Here is a 13,933-nt window from a genome sequence, read left to right on the forward strand (position 1 = left end):
GAGACCTTCTTGCGGTCGCGCCCGCGCGCGAGGTCGAAGGCGAAGCGCATGATGCGCTCGCAGCCCTTCTCGGTGAACAGCGCGGTCTGCAGCGCCACCTCGTTGCCGGGCCCGCGACCGGAGAGGTTCCGGCCGCCCAGACCCGCGTACTCGCCCTCGCTGTTCTCCCGGACCACCACCCAGTCCAGCGGGGTGTCGTCGGCCTTGCGCAGCGGCGAGGTGATGCCGGGGTGGAAGTGCACCGGCCGGACGTTGGCCCACTGGTCGAAGCTCTGGCAGATCCGCAGCCGCAGCCCCCACAGGCTGATGTGGTCGGGCACCGACGGCCAGCCGACCGCGCCGAAGTACAGGGCGTCGAAGTCCTGGAGGACCTCGAGCCCGTCGTCGTCCATCATCCGGCCGGTCTTCTCGTAGTACCCGCAGCCCCAGGGGAATTCGGTCCAGGCGAAGGAGAACCGACCGCCGGATCCCGCGGCCAGCGCGTCGAGGACGGCGCGGCCCGCGGCCACGACTTCGGCCCCCACGCCGTCGGCGGGAATGGCGGCGATGGTGAACGTGCGCTGTGCTGACATCGGGTCGCTCCCTGCTGCGCGGACGGTCTGCTGCACCGAGTCAAGCGCTCGACGCGGCCGACGTCCAAGACGCACTCCCGATCCCACCGATAGGCGAAGGCTATCCGTCCTGGTCCAACAGCTCGTCGGGGGAGTAGTCGCGGGCGACGGAGAGGAATGCGCGGGCGGCGGGTGACAGCGGCGCGGACCGGCTCAGGAGCGCGACGTGCAGTTCCGCGGGCGGTTCGATCCGCACCGCGCGGGCACCCGCCCGGCGGGCCAGCGGAGCCCACGCCGACGGCAGGATCGCGAGCCCGACGTGCTGGGTGATCAGCGGCAGGATCGAGGTCCGGTGCGCGACCTCGGCGATGATGCGAATCTCCACGCCCGAGGCGAGGATCTCGTCCACGATCTGGCGCATCAGGCTGCCCGGAGGCGAGACGATCAACCGCGCTCCGCCCAGCGCCGACCGCGAAACCGGGTTCCCCTCCGGCATTCCGGCTTCCGGCGTGCCGACGAGCACGAAGTCCTGCGATTCGAGCGGGAGCACCGCCACGCCGGGTGCTCGCACCGGGCCGGGAGACCCGACCAGGCCGAGCTCGCAGGCGCCCTGCTTGATCTTGTCCACCACGTCGCCAGGGGTGAAGGCGGCGTCGGCACCGACCGTGATGCCCGGATGCCGCTCGCAGAACATGCGGGTCAGCGTCGCCAGCGGTTCGATCCCGGGGGAGGGCATGGTCACCAGCTCGACCCGGCCACGCGTGACGCCCTTGACGGAGTCCATCGTCGCGCGGGCCGTGCGCAGGTCGCGCAGCACCTGGCGGGCCGGTTCGATCAGCTCGCGTCCCGCTTCGCTGAGCACCGCGCCCCGGCCGATCCGGTGGAACAACCGCACTCCGAGCTCGCGTTCGAGGCCGGCGATCGTCTGCGACAGCGACGGCTGCGCGATGTGCAGGTGCTGAGCGGCTTTCCCGAACCCGTCGTGGTCGACGATCGCCAGGAAGTGCTCCAGCTGCCGCGCGTCCATCGACGATCTCCCCTGGTCAGCAGCCGTCCATTCGCGGAGCCTATCAGTGGGGTAGCGAGTCCCTGTTGGACCTTCCGCCGACGCGGAGGCGACGGTGGTGCGCGCAGAAGCCGCGCCAACGACGGCGCCCTCGATCGGAGCGTGCAATGACGCAGACCGCGCAGGACCCGGTGCCGCACAACGATGTTCGACAGAAGTCGAAACCCTGGTACCGCCAGCTGTACGTGCAGGTCCTCGTCGCCATCGTGGTCGGGATCGTCGTCGGCGCGGTGTGGCCGGACCTCGGCGAGTCCATGCAGCCGATCGGGGAGACCTTCATCGCGTGCGCTGGTCAACTTCTACGGCAACGCGGTGGCGACCCTGGCGATCGCGAAGTGGGACGGGACCCTCGACCTCGACCGGGACCGGGCGGTGCTGGCGGACCGGACCTCCGCCGAGCGCTCCGCGGCCTGAACGCGCAGCAGCCCCGGAGCCGTTTCCTCCTCCGAGGAGGAGGCCGAACCGGACGCAGTTCGGGGCTCCGGGGCCGGGTAGCTGCCTGGTATTCGCCGACCGCTCTCCCGCGCGGGGATCGCACGGAATCGTCACGCGTCGGGTCGGCTGGTGTTGCCGTGGGCGGTCCTAGCGGACAGCCACCTCACAAGTCCTGTTGGTATTCAACTTCGGACCACCTCCTTTCCTGTGTACTCGCAGGTTATGACCCATCCTGGCGGGTGGGCAACAGATTTTTCCGAGGCCGTGGTCGCAGGTCAGGCGCTGAGGCCGAGCGTTGACAACACATACCCCCCAGGGGTATGTTCGGCGTGTCGGTGGAAGGAGGACGTCATGGATCACGAACACCACCACCACGTCGGCGTCGAGCAGCAGGACGGCCGCGCGCTGACCCGCTCGGCCATCAGCGCCACCGCGCACTGCTTGACCGGCTGCGCGATCGGCGAAGTCCTCGGCATGGTCATCGGCACGGCGCTGGGCTGGGGGAACCTGGCGACGATCGTGCTCGCGATCGCCCTGGCCTTCCTCTTCGGCTACAGCCTGACGATCGTGCCGGTGCTGCGCGCGGGCGTCGGTCTCGGCGCGGCCATCGGTGTGGCGTTCGCCGCCGACACCCTGTCGATCACCGTGATGGAGATCGTCGACAACCTGTTCATGGTGCTCATCCCGGGTGCGATGGACGCGGGCCTGACGAGCTGGCTGTTCTGGCTGTCGCTGGCCGCAGCGCTGGCCATCGCCTTCGTCCTCACGGTCCCGGTCAACCGAGCGCTCATCAGGCGCGGCAAGGGCCACGCCGTGGTCCACCAGTACCACTGAAACACCTGGTCGGAGGGCCGGTTAGGCTCGTCGCATGCCGATGTCAGTACGCCTCGCCACCCAGGAGGACCGGCCCGCGATCCTCGAACTGCTGCAGTCCGCGCAGGAGAGCGCGGTGCCCGAGGGCAAGCGCGGGGAACAGGGGTTCGTCCAGGGCGAGTGGGACGAGGACGCGCTCGACGCCTTCCGCGGCGGCCCCGGCATCTTCCTGGCCGAGGACAAGAACAAGCTCGCCGGAATCGTGCTGACCTCGGAAGGCGCCTCGACGTTCGGGCCCGCGCAGCGGACCGCCGAGCTGACCAAGAACCTCGAAGGCCCGGTGCTGCAGTACGGCCCCGTCGTGGTCGCCCCGAAGTACCGGGGCAAGGGCGTGGTCCGGCTGCTGCTGTCGGGCATGGCGCTGATGCTCGGCGACCGCTATCCCAGCGCCGCGCTGTTCGTCGACAACACCAACCAGCGCTCGCTGAAGGTGCACCGCGCGCTCGGGATGCGCAAGCACGCCAAGTTCACCCTCGACGACCGCGCTTACACGGTCTTCACCTTCGCCCCCCAGGACTTCAGCCCCAAACCCGCCAGGTGACTCACCCGGCGCGGAGGAGCCCGAGCGCTTCCTCCGAGCTGAGGCAACCGGCGGTGGCGAGGTCCAGGTTCGCCACCGAGGCCTCGTGGACGGCCGGGTCGGCCGCGGCCGTGCAGTCGCTGATCACGTGCGCGGTGAACCCCAGGTCGGTGGCGTGGCGGGCGGTCTGCTCGACCGTGAGGTTGGTGGCCACACCGGTGATGAGCAGCGTGTCGATCCCGGAGTCCGCCAGCCGGGCGGCCAGGTCGTTGCCCGCGAGCCCGGACAGCTTCTGGTTGTCGACCACGATCGCGCCTGCGGCCATCTCCGGGATCAGCCGGGCGCCGGGCGAGTCGGGGCGGAAGAGCTCCTGGGCGTCGCCGACCGCGCGCATGAACTCGGTGTTGCGCACCATCTCGCCCTCGCCCTCCGGGACCGTGAACCGGGTGAAGAACGCCGGAACTCCCGCCTCGGCGTGGAACCGCACCGCCCGCTCGACCACGCCGCTGCGCGCCACCGGCTCGGCGAGCATCCCGCCGAAGAAACCCTCGGGCTTGATCACGTTGACCTGCCAGTGCAGGGCCAGAACCGCCGTCGAACCGATCTCCATGACCACATGATCCCCCAAACGGTGCGACCCGACGCCGTCCGAGGGGCGAACACCGCAGTCTTCGCCCCGCTGGGGGGCGTCGGAGTGTTCCCAGGTCGTGGATCTTGAGGCGGGGTTGGCGCGGTGGTCGTATGCTCTGCGTCCACAGTGCTGCCATCCGGGCACTGTGGACGGTGAGGAGTGGTCCGTGCGGCATGCGCTCAGGTGCGCGCTGCTGTTGCTGACGTTGATGGTCGTCGCGCCCGCGCAGGCAGGTGTCGCCGCCGCGCAGGACGCCGAGCGACCGGTGGTCAGGGTCGGGACGGAAGGCACCTACCCGCCCTTCTCGTTCCACGACCCCGATCCGGCTCGCTCACCGGCTACGACATCGAGGTCATGACGGCGATCGCCGAGCGCGCCGGGTGGCGCCTCGAGTTCGTCGAAACCCAGTGGGACGCGGTCTTCCCCGCGCTGGACGCCGGCCGGATCGACGTCGTCGCCAACCTCGTGGCCGATGTTCGTCGGCCTGGTGCGGGTGACGATTCCGCTCACGGCGCTGAGCTTCGCGATCGGGCTCGCGCTGGTGCTGCTGACGGAGCTGTTCCGCGAATCCCAGCTGGCCGGCGGAGAGCAACGAGTTCCTCGCGCTGTACGCCTTCGCCGGGCTGTACTACTGGGTGATCTGCGTGGCGCTGTCGGCGGCGCAGAAGCGGCTGGAAACGCGACTGGACAGGTACGTGGCCCGATGACCGAAACCGAGCAGAACCTCCGCATCCGAGTCCGCGGGCTGGAGAAGTCCTTCGGCGACCGGCACGTCCTGCGCGGCATCGATTTCGACGCGGCCACCGGGACCTCGACCGTCGTCCTCGGGGCCTCCGGCTCGGGCAAGTCCACGCTGCTGCGGTCGCTCAACGCGCTGGAGGTCCCGGAGCGCGGCGTCGCTCTCCGGCGGGCAGCAGCAGCGGGTCGGCACCGCGCGGGCGCTGGCCCTCAAACCCAAGGTCGTGCTGTTCGACGAGCCGACGTCGGCGCTGGACCCCGAGCTGGTGGGGGAGGTGCTGGCGGTGATCAAGGACCTCGCCTCGCAGGGCTGGACCACGGTGATCGTCACCCACGAGATCAGGTTCGCCCGCCAGGTCGCCGACCAGGTCCTCTTCCTCGACGAGGGCGTGATCGTCGAGAAGGGCACCAGCGACGAGGTCATCGGCGACCCCAGAGAAGACCGCACCCGCCGCTTCCTGAGCAGAATCCTCGACGTTTGAGAGCACGCCCTGGAGGCGGCCTCAGTCGTGATCGCCGTCGACGTAGAGCCAGCTCGTGCCCTCGCGGGTGAAGCGGCTGTGCTCGGTGAGGGCGTGGGTGCGTCCGTGGTGGCGGTAGCGGGCCCGGAAGTCGACCGTGCCCTCGGTGGCGAACGGGCCCCCGCCGGTGCGGCCGAGGATCTCCAGGTGCAGCCAGCGCTGGGCGGGATCGAGGTCGAGGTCCGCCGGCCGGGTGTCCGGGTGCCAGGTGCGCAGCAGGTAGTCGGCGTCGCCGACGGCGAACGCGGCGTAGCGCGAGCGCATCAGCTGCTCGGCCGTGGCGGCCTCGCGCTCCCCGGCGTGCAGCGGTCCGCAGCAGTCGGGGTAGGGCTCGCCGAGTCCGCAGGGGCACAGGTCCTTCGCGCTCACCAGCGCATCTTCGCATCCGGCTCAGCGGCGCCGCCGGGTGCGTTCGATCGCGGCGGCCCGGTTGCGCTGGATGTCGTCGTTGAAGATCCGGGCCCGCTCGGCCAGCGCGTCGCGGATCAGCGGGTGCGCGGCGGCGACGTCGGTGGACTCGCCCGGATCGCGGTCGAGGTCGAACAGCATCTCGCGCCCCAGCTCGGGCCACACCGTCGCGGGCCAGAGCAGCTTCCACCGGTCCTGGCGCAGCGCGGCGACGTTCCACACCCAGTCCGGGTCGACCTCGCTGGTGGGGCCCTCGTCGAAGTCGCCGTAGAAGTAGAGCGTGCGGCCGCCCGGCATCGGTTCGCCCGCCAGCGCGGGCGCGATGCTGATCCCGTCGACGGGGCGGTCCGAGGGCGGCGGTGCGGCTCCGGCCAGGTCGATCAGCGTCGGCAGCACGTCCACGAACGAGATCGGGTGCGGGTTCTCGGCGACCGGGACCCGGCCCGGCCAGCGGGCCATGAACGGCACCCGGATGCCGCCCTCGAACGGGTCGGTCTTGCGGCCCCGCAGCCCGCCGGTGCTGCCGGTGAACCACGGGCCGTTGTCGCTGGTCAGGATCACCAGCGTCGACCCCACCAGGTCCAGCGCGCGCAGCTCGTCGAGCACCCGGCCCACCTGGCGGTCGGCCTCGCGGACGATGTCGGGGTAGCTGCCGTCCACGCCACCGGTCTCCTCGGGCACGTGGAACGGCTGGTGCACCGCGCTGTGCGGGATGTAGGCGAAGAAGGGGCGCTGCTGGGCCGCGCTCCTGCGGATGAACGCGATCGCGGCATCGGTGTACTCGCCGGCCAAGAGCTCCTGCCCGCGCTCGGTGTTGACGTCGTCCACCGCGACGGCGTCGCCCCGGTACAGCGGGAGCCGCTTCTCCTGGCCCCAGCCCTGGTCGTTGCTGTAGGGGATCCCGCAGAAGTGGTCGAAACCGTGCGCGGAAGGCAGGAATTGCGGCTGCGCGTCCCACGGGTTGCCGGTGAGCATCGGATCGCCGAGGTGCCACTTGCCGAAGATCCCGGTGCGGTAACCGGCCGAGCGCAACGCTTCGGCGAGGGTGTGCTCGAACTCCGGAAGTCCGCGATCCTCCTCGGGCCACAGCACCACCGGCAGCCCGACGCGCTGCGCGTAGCGGCCGGTCATCAGCGCCGTCCGCGACGGGGTGCAGAGGGGCGCACCGGCGCAGGCGTGCCGGAACGTCATGCCGTCGCGGCCGATCTCGTCCACGCGCGGGGTGCCGATCGGCGAGCCGTACCAGCCGAGGTCGCCGTAGCCCAGGTCGTCGAGGACGATGAGCACCACGTTGGGCCGTGAACCCGAGAGCGCACCGGACATGTCAGCCACCCCCTGACGCGGACGCGCGAGGACATCGATTCTCCCTGGTGAGCGGGGTGATTCCCGGGCTTGCCACACGGACGGCCCAGGAATGTCGATCGACTGGCCCAACGTGTCCCGGCGCTGTGGGAAGATGGACGGGCACAGGTGAAGACCCGGACGCACTCCTGCGGAGCGCTGCCCGACCCGAGGCACCCGCAGGAGCAGGCATTGGCCACCATCAGCTGGTCCGAGAACGGATCGACGCACTCCGCCCGCTGGCATTCCGAGAACTCGGCGCCCGCCCCGGCCACCGTCGTGGTCATCGACGACCGCAGCTCCGCGAAGGCCGCGCACCGCACCGCCGAGTCGGGCGCGGGGATGTTGTGGCGCGGTGATTTCCACGCCGCCCGGCGTCTCGTGCAGGACCTCGATCGCCGCCTGCGGCGGCTGCGCCCCGAGCCGGAGGGCGATGCGGCGCAGCTGTTCCACGCGCAGCGCGCCGCGCGGGCCGAGCGGGCGGAGCTGCTCGGCAGGGTGCTGGTGCTGCTGGAGGCCGACCGCTCGCTGGCGCTGCGCCGCGCACCGGACGTGCGCGAAGCGTGCGCGCACGCCTACGGCCCGCCGACGGGCGAGGCGATGTGCGTGTCGGTGCCGGAACTGCTCGGCGTGATCAGCGCCCACCAGTGGCACCAGAAGGGCGTTGACGTTCCGGCGCTCGGCGCGCGGATCCACCCCGACTACGGCGTGTTCTCCCCGGTCCGGGGTGAGTACGTCGATCTCGTCGCCGAGGCCCCGATGCCGGTGCCGCGTCCCGCGGTCTTCGACATCGGCACCGGAACCGGTGTGCTCGCAGCGGTTCTCGGCCGGCGCGGCGCGAACGTGGTGGCCACCGACATCAACCCGCGCGCGGTGGCCTGCGCGCGGGCGAACGTCGACCGCCTCGGGCTCGGCGCGCAGGTGCGGGTCGAGGAGGCGGACCTGTGGCCCGCGGGGCGGGCCGACCTGGTCGTGTGCAACCCGCCGTGGATCCCGGCCCGCCCGACCTCGGCGCTGGAACTCGGTGTGTACGACCAGGATTCGGACGTCCTGCACCGGTTCCTCGCCGGTCTCGCCGAGCACCTCGCCCCGGCCGGTGAAGGATGGTTGGTGCTCTCCGACCTCGCCGAGCGCCTGGGCCTGCGCACCCGCGCCGAGCTGCTGGACCGCATCGCCGACGCGGGACTGAGCGTGCGGGCCCGCTGCGACACCGTCCCGCGCCACCCGCGCGCCTCCGACTCCACCGACCCGCTCCACCTGGCGCGCCGGGACGAGGTCACCTCGCTGTGGCGCCTCGTCCCAGGAAGTCGAGCAGGTGACCGGTGACCTCGGCCGGTTCCTCCAGGTGCAGGAAGTGCCCGGCGTCGGGCAGCAGAACGGCGCGCGAGGGCTCGCTGGTGCGGGCGGCGACGGCGGGGAAGAAGCGCGGATCGAGCGCGCCGTCCCGGTCGCCGTGGAGGTGCAGCAGCGGGATCCGCGGCTGCGCGAGCGCGGTCCGGCTGCCGCGCGAGACCAAGGCCCGGTAGTAGGAGACGACGGCTTCGGCGTGCGCCTTGTCGGGGACGGCTCGCGCGAGGTGGGCGAGGTCGTCGGTGGCGTCGTAACCCGGTGACCAGTCCCGCCACAGGCGCCGGGCCAGCCGGGTGAAGTTCCGCTCGGCCAGGCCGGGGACCTGGTTGTAGGCGATGTACCAGGAGCGCAGCGGCTGGCGGGCCACCGCCGACAGCCAACTGCGCGAGGTCGCCGACGTGGGGTTCATCCACGCCAGCGGCGGCACCGCCAGGAACGCGACTCGGGCGAACGGCGAGGCGGGATCTCCGGCCAGCGCCGAGGCGGTGATCGCGCCCCAGTCGTGGCCGATCAGCGCCGTGGTCGAGTCACCGCCGAGCCGGTCGCGCAGCGCGACCGCGTCGTCGGCGAGGGCCCGCACCGAGTAGTCGCCGTCGATCGGGATCTCCGAGGGCGCGTAGCCGCGCAGGAACGGTGCCACCACGCGGTACCCGGCGTCGGCCAGCAGCGGCGCGACCGACCGCCACGTCCAGGCGGTGTCGGGGAAACCGTGCAGGGCCAGCACGAGCTCGCCGTCCTCCGGGCCCCATTCGACGACCGCGGCCTCGTGCGTCGGCAAGGTGACGGTGTGCTCGCGCATGCCCTGCGACGCTAGCCGCCGAACGCGCGCCGCAACAGCGGCTGCGCCGGTTGATCGATCCTGCCGGTGAAAGCGGCGAGCAAGCGAGGAGCCCTAGCGTCGGTGATCGGGTGGGGAGTGCGAGATGACCACGATCGATCTTTCCGACCTCGATTTCTGGGCCAAGCCGCGTTCCGAGCGGGACAGGGCGTTCGCGGCGTTGCGTGCTGCTGACGAGCCCGTGTTCTGCCTGCGCGAGGACGGGCCCGGGTTCTACGCGATCACCCGCTACGACCAGATCGCCGAGATGAGCCGGAACCCGCAGGTGTTCAGCTCCGAGCCCATCGCCGTCGGCTTGGACGACCCGCCGCCGGAGGTGTCCGGGCTGCTGGGCTCCATGCTGAGCTTGGACGACCCGAGGCACGCGCGGCTGCGCCGCATCGTCGCGCGCGCCTTCACCCCGCGCATGATCGCCAAGGCCGCTGACGACGTCGCCCTGCTGGCCACCGAAATCGTCGACTCGCTGCTCGAGCGCGGCCCGTGCGACTTCGTCTCCGAGGTCGCCGTGCCCATGCCGCTGGAGGTCGTGTGCCGGATGATGGGCGTTCCCGAGTCCGTCCGGCCCGAGATCGTCGAGGCGACCGACTCGCTCATCGCGGCCATCGGCGACCCGGATCACCAGGACCCGCGAGGCAAGCCCAGGGCCGCGGTGCTGGTCGACAACGCGCGGTTCATGCACGAGCTGATGGGTGAGCTCGCCGAGGACCGGCGGGCCCGCCCGGCCGACGACGTCATCACCGCGATGGTCAACGGCGACGTCGACGGGGAAGCGCTCAGCGACGCCGCCCTGGGCAAGTTCTTCGTGCTGCTGGTCGTCGCGGGCAACGAGACCACCCGAAACGCGCTGTCGCACGCGCTCACCCTGTTCACCGACCACCCGGAGCAGCGCGACCTGCTGCTGGACGACCTCGACGAGCGGATGCCGACCGCCGTCGAGGAGATCGTCCGCTACGTCACCCCGGTGAACTGGATGCGGCGGACCGCGAAGCGCGACGTCGACCTGCTCGGGCACACCTACCGCGCCGGTGACCGGCTGATCATGCACTACGTGTCGGCCAACCGGGACGAAACCGTCTTCGTCGATTCGCACCGGTTCAACATCCGGCGAAACCCCAACCCGCACTTGGGTTTCGGATCGCGTGGCCCGCACTTCTGCCTGGGCGCGCTCGGCGCGAGGTCGGCCTGATGCTGCGGGAGCTGTTCAACCGGGTGCCCGACATCCACGCCTCCGCCGAGCCGGTCCGCCAGCGCACCAGCTTCGTCAACGGCGTGGTAGAACTGCCCTGCGCGTTCTGAGCGCGTCAGCGTCCGCTGGCGCGCAGCGCGGTGCGGATCATCGGCCACTGCATCGGCAACCGGGCGAGCGTGCCCGCGAAGAACGCCGTCGACTTCGGTTCGCGCTTGCGCTGCGCCCGCTTTCCCGCGTCGAGGCTCATCTTCACGTTGCCGGGGAAGACGCCGACCAGCAGCGCCGCGCTCGCGATCCCGGCGGCGGCACGGGTGCGCGGGTGCAGCAGCCCGGCCGCGCACGCGAGCTCGGCGACCCCGGAGATCTCCACGACCTCGCGCGGCGCGGGCAGCGCAGACGGGATCAGCGGTTCGAAGATCTGCGGTCTGACCAGGTGCAACGTCCCCGAGGTGGCGAACAGCCCGGCCAGGCCGGCGATCGGGAGGTCCAGCGGCGGTGCGGCACGAGAGGCCATGCACCCGAACGTAACGGCCCCGCGGTGCGAGGGCGAACGAATCGAGCCGAGATCACAACCGCCGGCTCTCGGGCGGGCCGAGGTAGCTGGGTCGCAGGCCTCCGGTGTCGACGACGAGCTTCTGGACCACCACGGTCGGGTCGACCATCCAGATCTTGAGGGTGTGAGCGCCCGGTCGGGCGAGGGTGTGGCGGGTGGCGGTTCGGTTGACGTTGTCGGAGGTGTTGCGCTCCCAACCGCGGTTCATCCCGGCGTCGTCGGAGTCGGTGGCGGCGATGATGTCCACGACCTGCGGGGCGGCGTCGTCGATCGAGATCGCGTAGCGCAGGCCGTCGTGCGCCCGGCGGGCGCGCGGGTGAAGTCGACGCGCAGTTCGGCGCGCGCCTCCTGATCGACGGTCCCGGCCGGCCGGTCCGCGCTCAGCCACGGCCGGCCGGTGTCGATCCGGTAGTCGAAGGGCACCGAACCCCGGTTGAACACCTCGACGTACTGTGCGGGCTGGCTCTGGAACGGGCTGAACACCGGCAGCACGCCACCCAGGCCCTGCGCCCACCACTGCTCGGAACCGTCGATGGCCACGCCCATCTCGGCCCGCGCGGGCACCTCGATCCGGCGCACGGCGGGGAAGACCTCGTCGGGCAGTCCGACGTCGCCGGGCCCGCGCATGCCGAGGGTCACCACGCCTTCGATGCCCTGGTCGACCATGCGCCGGATCCCGTCGGTCCAGTAGGCCTCGACGGCCGGGGCGTTGTAGCGGTAGCTCCACTCGCCGGTGCCGCCGCAGGGGTCGCTGCCGGGGGTGACGACGTTGCCGTTCTCGTCCCGCTCGGCGGGCTGGGCGTGCCGGTTCCACTCCTCGATGCCGCGCATCATCGGCGCCTCGTGCGAGGTGCCCATGACCACGCCGTACTCGCTGGCCACGCGGTGGTTGTCGGGATCGTTCTCGGCGAACGCCCGGCCCCACACCGCAGGCCACAGGTAGTTGGCCTTCAGCCGCAGCATGACCTCGAAGACCTTGGCGTAGAACGCGCTGTTGAACCCGTCGGGGTGGTCGGGGGCGTGCCCGGGCCCGAAGTGCGCGGGCGCCCAGGTGCCCAGCGCCGGGTTCTCGTCGTTGATGAAGAAACCCCGGTAGCGCACCGCGGGCGTGCCCCGGCTGTGCCTGCCGGGCAGCACGTGGAGTTCGTCGTGCTGCGCGGCCGGGACGTCGGCTCACCAGTACCAGGGCGAGACGCCGATCTCCCGGGAGACGTCGTAGGCGCCGAAGATGGTGCCGCGCTGGTCGCTGCCGGCGATGACGAACGCCTGGCGCACGCCGGGCATCGGGTAGGTGACGACCTGCTCCAGGGAGGTCTCCCACTGGCCCACGATGCCGGTGACGTCGAGCTTGCCGTCGGCGATGAGCTCGTCGATCAGCGGGCTGCGGCCGATCGTCCCCACGATCACCGGTGCGCTGCCCGCCGGAACGTTCCCGGTGATCACCTCCGGTGCGATGCCGGTGACCCGCTCGACGTCGTCGCGCAGGTCGGCGACCACGCGCACGACGCCGGGGAAGTCCTCGCCGCTGACCACCAGCGGAGCCGCCTTCCCGCCTGCGACCAGCGGAAACCTCCCGGGGCCCGGCTGGTCGACGACGTAGCCGCATCGACCTCGGATGTCAACCCTGCAACTGCCAGGGGAACCCGACCGTCGCAGCGTGACACTTTCGAATCTCGCCGGGATGAGCATGACCGGAATGAGTGAGGTGTCCGGTGTTCCGGGACTTTGTCCCCTGTGAGGCGCGCGTGGGGGCGGGGAGTCTCGGTGCCGGTCCGGGGGACGCGTGCGCCCAGGATCTCGACCGCTCTGATCTGGGCGGGTCGCACAACGGGGGAGGGTGATCAGATGGCTGTCGTGCCCACGGTTCAGTCGGACTTCCAGGTGGAGGCGGCGTGGACGCCCGCGGAGATCGCGGAGCTCGGCGAGTCGGTCTCACGTGCTCCGTCGGTGCACAACAGCCGCCCCTGGACGCTGACGCTGCACCACCGCACCGCGGTGCTGCGGGAGAACCCGGCACCGCTGATGAACCACGACCCCCAGGGTCGTGACCGGCGGATCTCGGTCGGGGCGGCGCTGATGAACCTTGTCCTGGGGGTGCGGGGCCTGGGCTGGAGCGCGCAGGTCGAGGTCGGGGCCACCAGCGACCTGGTCTCCGCGGTCGTGCACGCCGCGAACCCGGCCGAGCTCAGCCCGCGCGAAGCCGCCTGGGCGCGCGCGATCCCGCAGCGCCACAGCCACCGCGAACCGTTCACCGGCAGGCCGGTGTCCGAGCCGCTCCGCGAGAAGATCTGGGACGCGGCATCGGGAACCCGCTGCGGCGGCCGCTGGATCAACTCCGACGCCGAGGCCGTCGCGGTGGCGCGGATGCTGGGGAGCGCGGCGAACGCCTTCCATGCCAACTCCGACTACACGCGAGAGCTGACCGGTTGGGTGACGCCCGAGGGGCGGCGGTTGCAGACCGAGTCCGGTGGTCTGCGGGGTCTGGCCGCCGTCGGGCTGACCGCGATGACCACGCACCTGCCCGACGAGCACCGCCTGGCGCGGCTCCTCCGCGAGGAGTCGGTGCTGCTGGTGGGCACGCGCGGCGACCGCGCGGCCGACCACGTGCGCGCCGGACGAGCCGTCGAGCGCGCCTGGCTGGAGGCCACCAGCACCGGGCTGTCGGTGTCGATGATGACCCAGCCGCTGCACCTGCCGGAGATCCGCACCGGGCTGGCGGAACGGCTCGGGACCTCGATGATCCCGCAGGTGATCATGCGCTTCGGCTACGCCGCGGAGAGCTGAACACCCGCGCACGGGTGCGCGTGACGGCCGTTGGCAGCGGGCAGCTCGGACCAGAGCTGCCCGCTGCCGTTGCCGGACGCGGCGGAAAAGTGGGAACGGCGCGGGCGGTGTTAAGGGGAAGTGGAGTTCGGTTAA

The 13,933-nt window shown here is 71.4% G+C and carries 17 protein-coding genes and 2 pseudogenes; 9 read left to right on the plus strand and 10 right to left on the minus strand.

All coding sequences use genetic code 11. The features are described from left to right. Positions 1–572: isocitrate/isopropylmalate family dehydrogenase (locus R4I43_RS30800; RefSeq protein WP_324269222.1), on the minus strand; the 572-nt coding region annotated here is incomplete at its 3' end. A gap of 100 nt (positions 573–672) precedes the next feature. Continuing rightward, positions 673–1,578, minus strand: coding sequence for a LysR family transcriptional regulator (locus R4I43_RS30805; RefSeq protein ID WP_324269223.1), 906 nt, complete (start codon positions 1,576–1,578; stop codon positions 673–675). Positions 1,579–2,403: 825 nt separating this feature from the next. On the opposite strand from R4I43_RS30805, the gene R4I43_RS30810 reads away from it, so the two are divergent. Further along, positions 2,404–2,886, plus strand: a complete 483-nt coding sequence (locus tag R4I43_RS30810) for a DUF4396 domain-containing protein (protein WP_324269224.1) — start codon at positions 2,404–2,406, stop codon at positions 2,884–2,886. Between the two features lie 34 nt (positions 2,887–2,920). After that, the gene (locus tag R4I43_RS30815; protein WP_324269225.1) at positions 2,921–3,466 is read left to right on the plus strand and encodes a GNAT family N-acetyltransferase; all 546 of its coding nucleotides are present in this window, start codon (positions 2,921–2,923) and stop codon (positions 3,464–3,466) included. A 1-nt stretch (position 3,467) separates the two neighbouring features. Here R4I43_RS30815 and R4I43_RS30820 read toward each other — a convergent pair whose 3' ends face one another. Continuing rightward, positions 3,468–4,055 carry a cysteine hydrolase gene (locus tag R4I43_RS30820; protein WP_324269226.1) on the minus strand — a complete coding sequence of 196 codons (588 nt, stop codon included), beginning with the start codon at positions 4,053–4,055 and terminating at the stop codon, positions 3,468–3,470. 187 nt (positions 4,056–4,242) lie between these two features. Between R4I43_RS30820 and R4I43_RS34485 the strand changes: the two genes are divergently transcribed. The 4 genes and pseudogenes from R4I43_RS34485 to R4I43_RS34585 all read left to right on the plus strand — a co-directional run. Then, on the plus strand, positions 4,243–4,434 hold the full coding sequence (locus R4I43_RS34485; RefSeq protein WP_407691343.1) for a hypothetical protein: 192 nt from the start codon (positions 4,243–4,245) through the stop codon (positions 4,432–4,434). Beyond that, positions 4,431–4,715, plus strand: coding sequence for a transporter substrate-binding domain-containing protein (locus R4I43_RS34490; RefSeq protein ID WP_407691344.1), 285 nt, complete (start codon positions 4,431–4,433; stop codon positions 4,713–4,715). Before R4I43_RS34485 ends, R4I43_RS34490 begins: the two co-directional genes overlap by 4 nt. A 64-nt stretch (positions 4,716–4,779) precedes the next feature. Then, positions 4,780–4,909: pseudogene (locus R4I43_RS34580) on the plus strand (ABC transporter ATP-binding protein); the annotation flags it as partial. A gap of 60 nt (positions 4,910–4,969) precedes the next feature. Then, positions 4,970–5,296 (plus strand): annotated as a pseudogene (locus R4I43_RS34585) (ATP-binding cassette domain-containing protein); the annotation flags it as partial. Between the two features lie 21 nt (positions 5,297–5,317). On the opposite strand, the gene R4I43_RS30835 reads toward R4I43_RS34585, so the two are convergent. Together R4I43_RS30835 and R4I43_RS30840 are read right to left on the minus strand one after the other, a co-directional pair. Then, positions 5,318–5,707, minus strand: a complete 390-nt coding sequence (locus R4I43_RS30835) for a YchJ family protein (RefSeq protein WP_324269295.1) — start codon at positions 5,705–5,707, stop codon at positions 5,318–5,320. An 18-nt stretch (positions 5,708–5,725) separates the two neighbouring features. Beyond that, complete coding sequence (locus R4I43_RS30840; RefSeq protein ID WP_324269228.1) at positions 5,726–7,066, minus strand: sulfatase-like hydrolase/transferase; 1,341 nt, start codon at positions 7,064–7,066, stop codon at positions 5,726–5,728. 219 nt (positions 7,067–7,285) lie between these two features. Between R4I43_RS30840 and R4I43_RS30845 the strand changes: the two genes are divergently transcribed. Continuing rightward, positions 7,286–8,410, plus strand: coding sequence for a methyltransferase (locus R4I43_RS30845; RefSeq protein ID WP_407691348.1), 1,125 nt, complete (start codon positions 7,286–7,288; stop codon positions 8,408–8,410). Here R4I43_RS30845 and R4I43_RS30850 read toward each other — a convergent pair. Then, a complete protein-coding gene (locus R4I43_RS30850; protein ID WP_324269230.1) occupies positions 8,361–9,233 on the minus strand; it encodes an alpha/beta fold hydrolase in 873 nt (290 codons plus the stop codon). The two genes, R4I43_RS30845 and R4I43_RS30850, sit on opposite strands and share 50 nt — an antisense overlap. 124 nt (positions 9,234–9,357) lie before the next feature. Between R4I43_RS30850 and R4I43_RS30855 the strand changes: the two genes are divergently transcribed. Continuing rightward, positions 9,358–10,458: a cytochrome P450 gene (locus R4I43_RS30855; protein ID WP_324269231.1), complete on the plus strand. Its 1,101-nt coding sequence runs from the start codon at positions 9,358–9,360 to the stop codon at positions 10,456–10,458. A 115-nt stretch (positions 10,459–10,573) separates the two neighbouring features. Here R4I43_RS30855 and R4I43_RS30860 read toward each other — a convergent pair whose 3' ends face one another. Genes R4I43_RS30860 through R4I43_RS30875 form a run of 4 tightly spaced genes read right to left on the minus strand, consistent with a single transcriptional unit; the run spans position 10,574 to position 12,547 of the window. Further along, positions 10,574–10,975, minus strand: a complete 402-nt coding sequence (locus R4I43_RS30860) for a DoxX family protein (RefSeq protein ID WP_324269232.1) — start codon at positions 10,973–10,975, stop codon at positions 10,574–10,576. A gap of 52 nt (positions 10,976–11,027) precedes the next feature. Continuing rightward, positions 11,028–11,261, minus strand: a complete 234-nt coding sequence (locus R4I43_RS30865) for a hypothetical protein (RefSeq protein WP_324269233.1) — start codon at positions 11,259–11,261, stop codon at positions 11,028–11,030. Next, positions 11,219–12,151: a glycosyl hydrolase 115 family protein gene (locus R4I43_RS30870; protein WP_324269234.1), complete on the minus strand. Its 933-nt coding sequence runs from the start codon at positions 12,149–12,151 to the stop codon at positions 11,219–11,221. Before R4I43_RS30870 ends, R4I43_RS30865 begins: the two co-directional genes overlap by 43 nt. 36 nt (positions 12,152–12,187) lie before the next feature. Next, positions 12,188–12,547 (minus strand): hypothetical protein, encoded by a 360-nt coding sequence (locus R4I43_RS30875; RefSeq protein WP_324269235.1) that lies wholly within the window; start codon positions 12,545–12,547, stop codon positions 12,188–12,190. Between the two features lie 312 nt (positions 12,548–12,859). Between R4I43_RS30875 and R4I43_RS30880 the strand changes: the two genes are divergently transcribed. Further along, entirely contained in the window at positions 12,860–13,798 is a 939-nt protein-coding gene (locus R4I43_RS30880) for a nitroreductase family protein (RefSeq protein ID WP_324269236.1), read from the plus strand. The last annotated feature ends 135 nt before the right edge of the window (positions 13,799–13,933 follow it).

Origin of the sequence: Saccharopolyspora mangrovi, assembly GCF_035320975.1 — a bacterium.
Classification (GTDB): Bacteria; Actinomycetota; Actinomycetes; order Mycobacteriales; family Pseudonocardiaceae; genus Saccharopolyspora; species Saccharopolyspora mangrovi.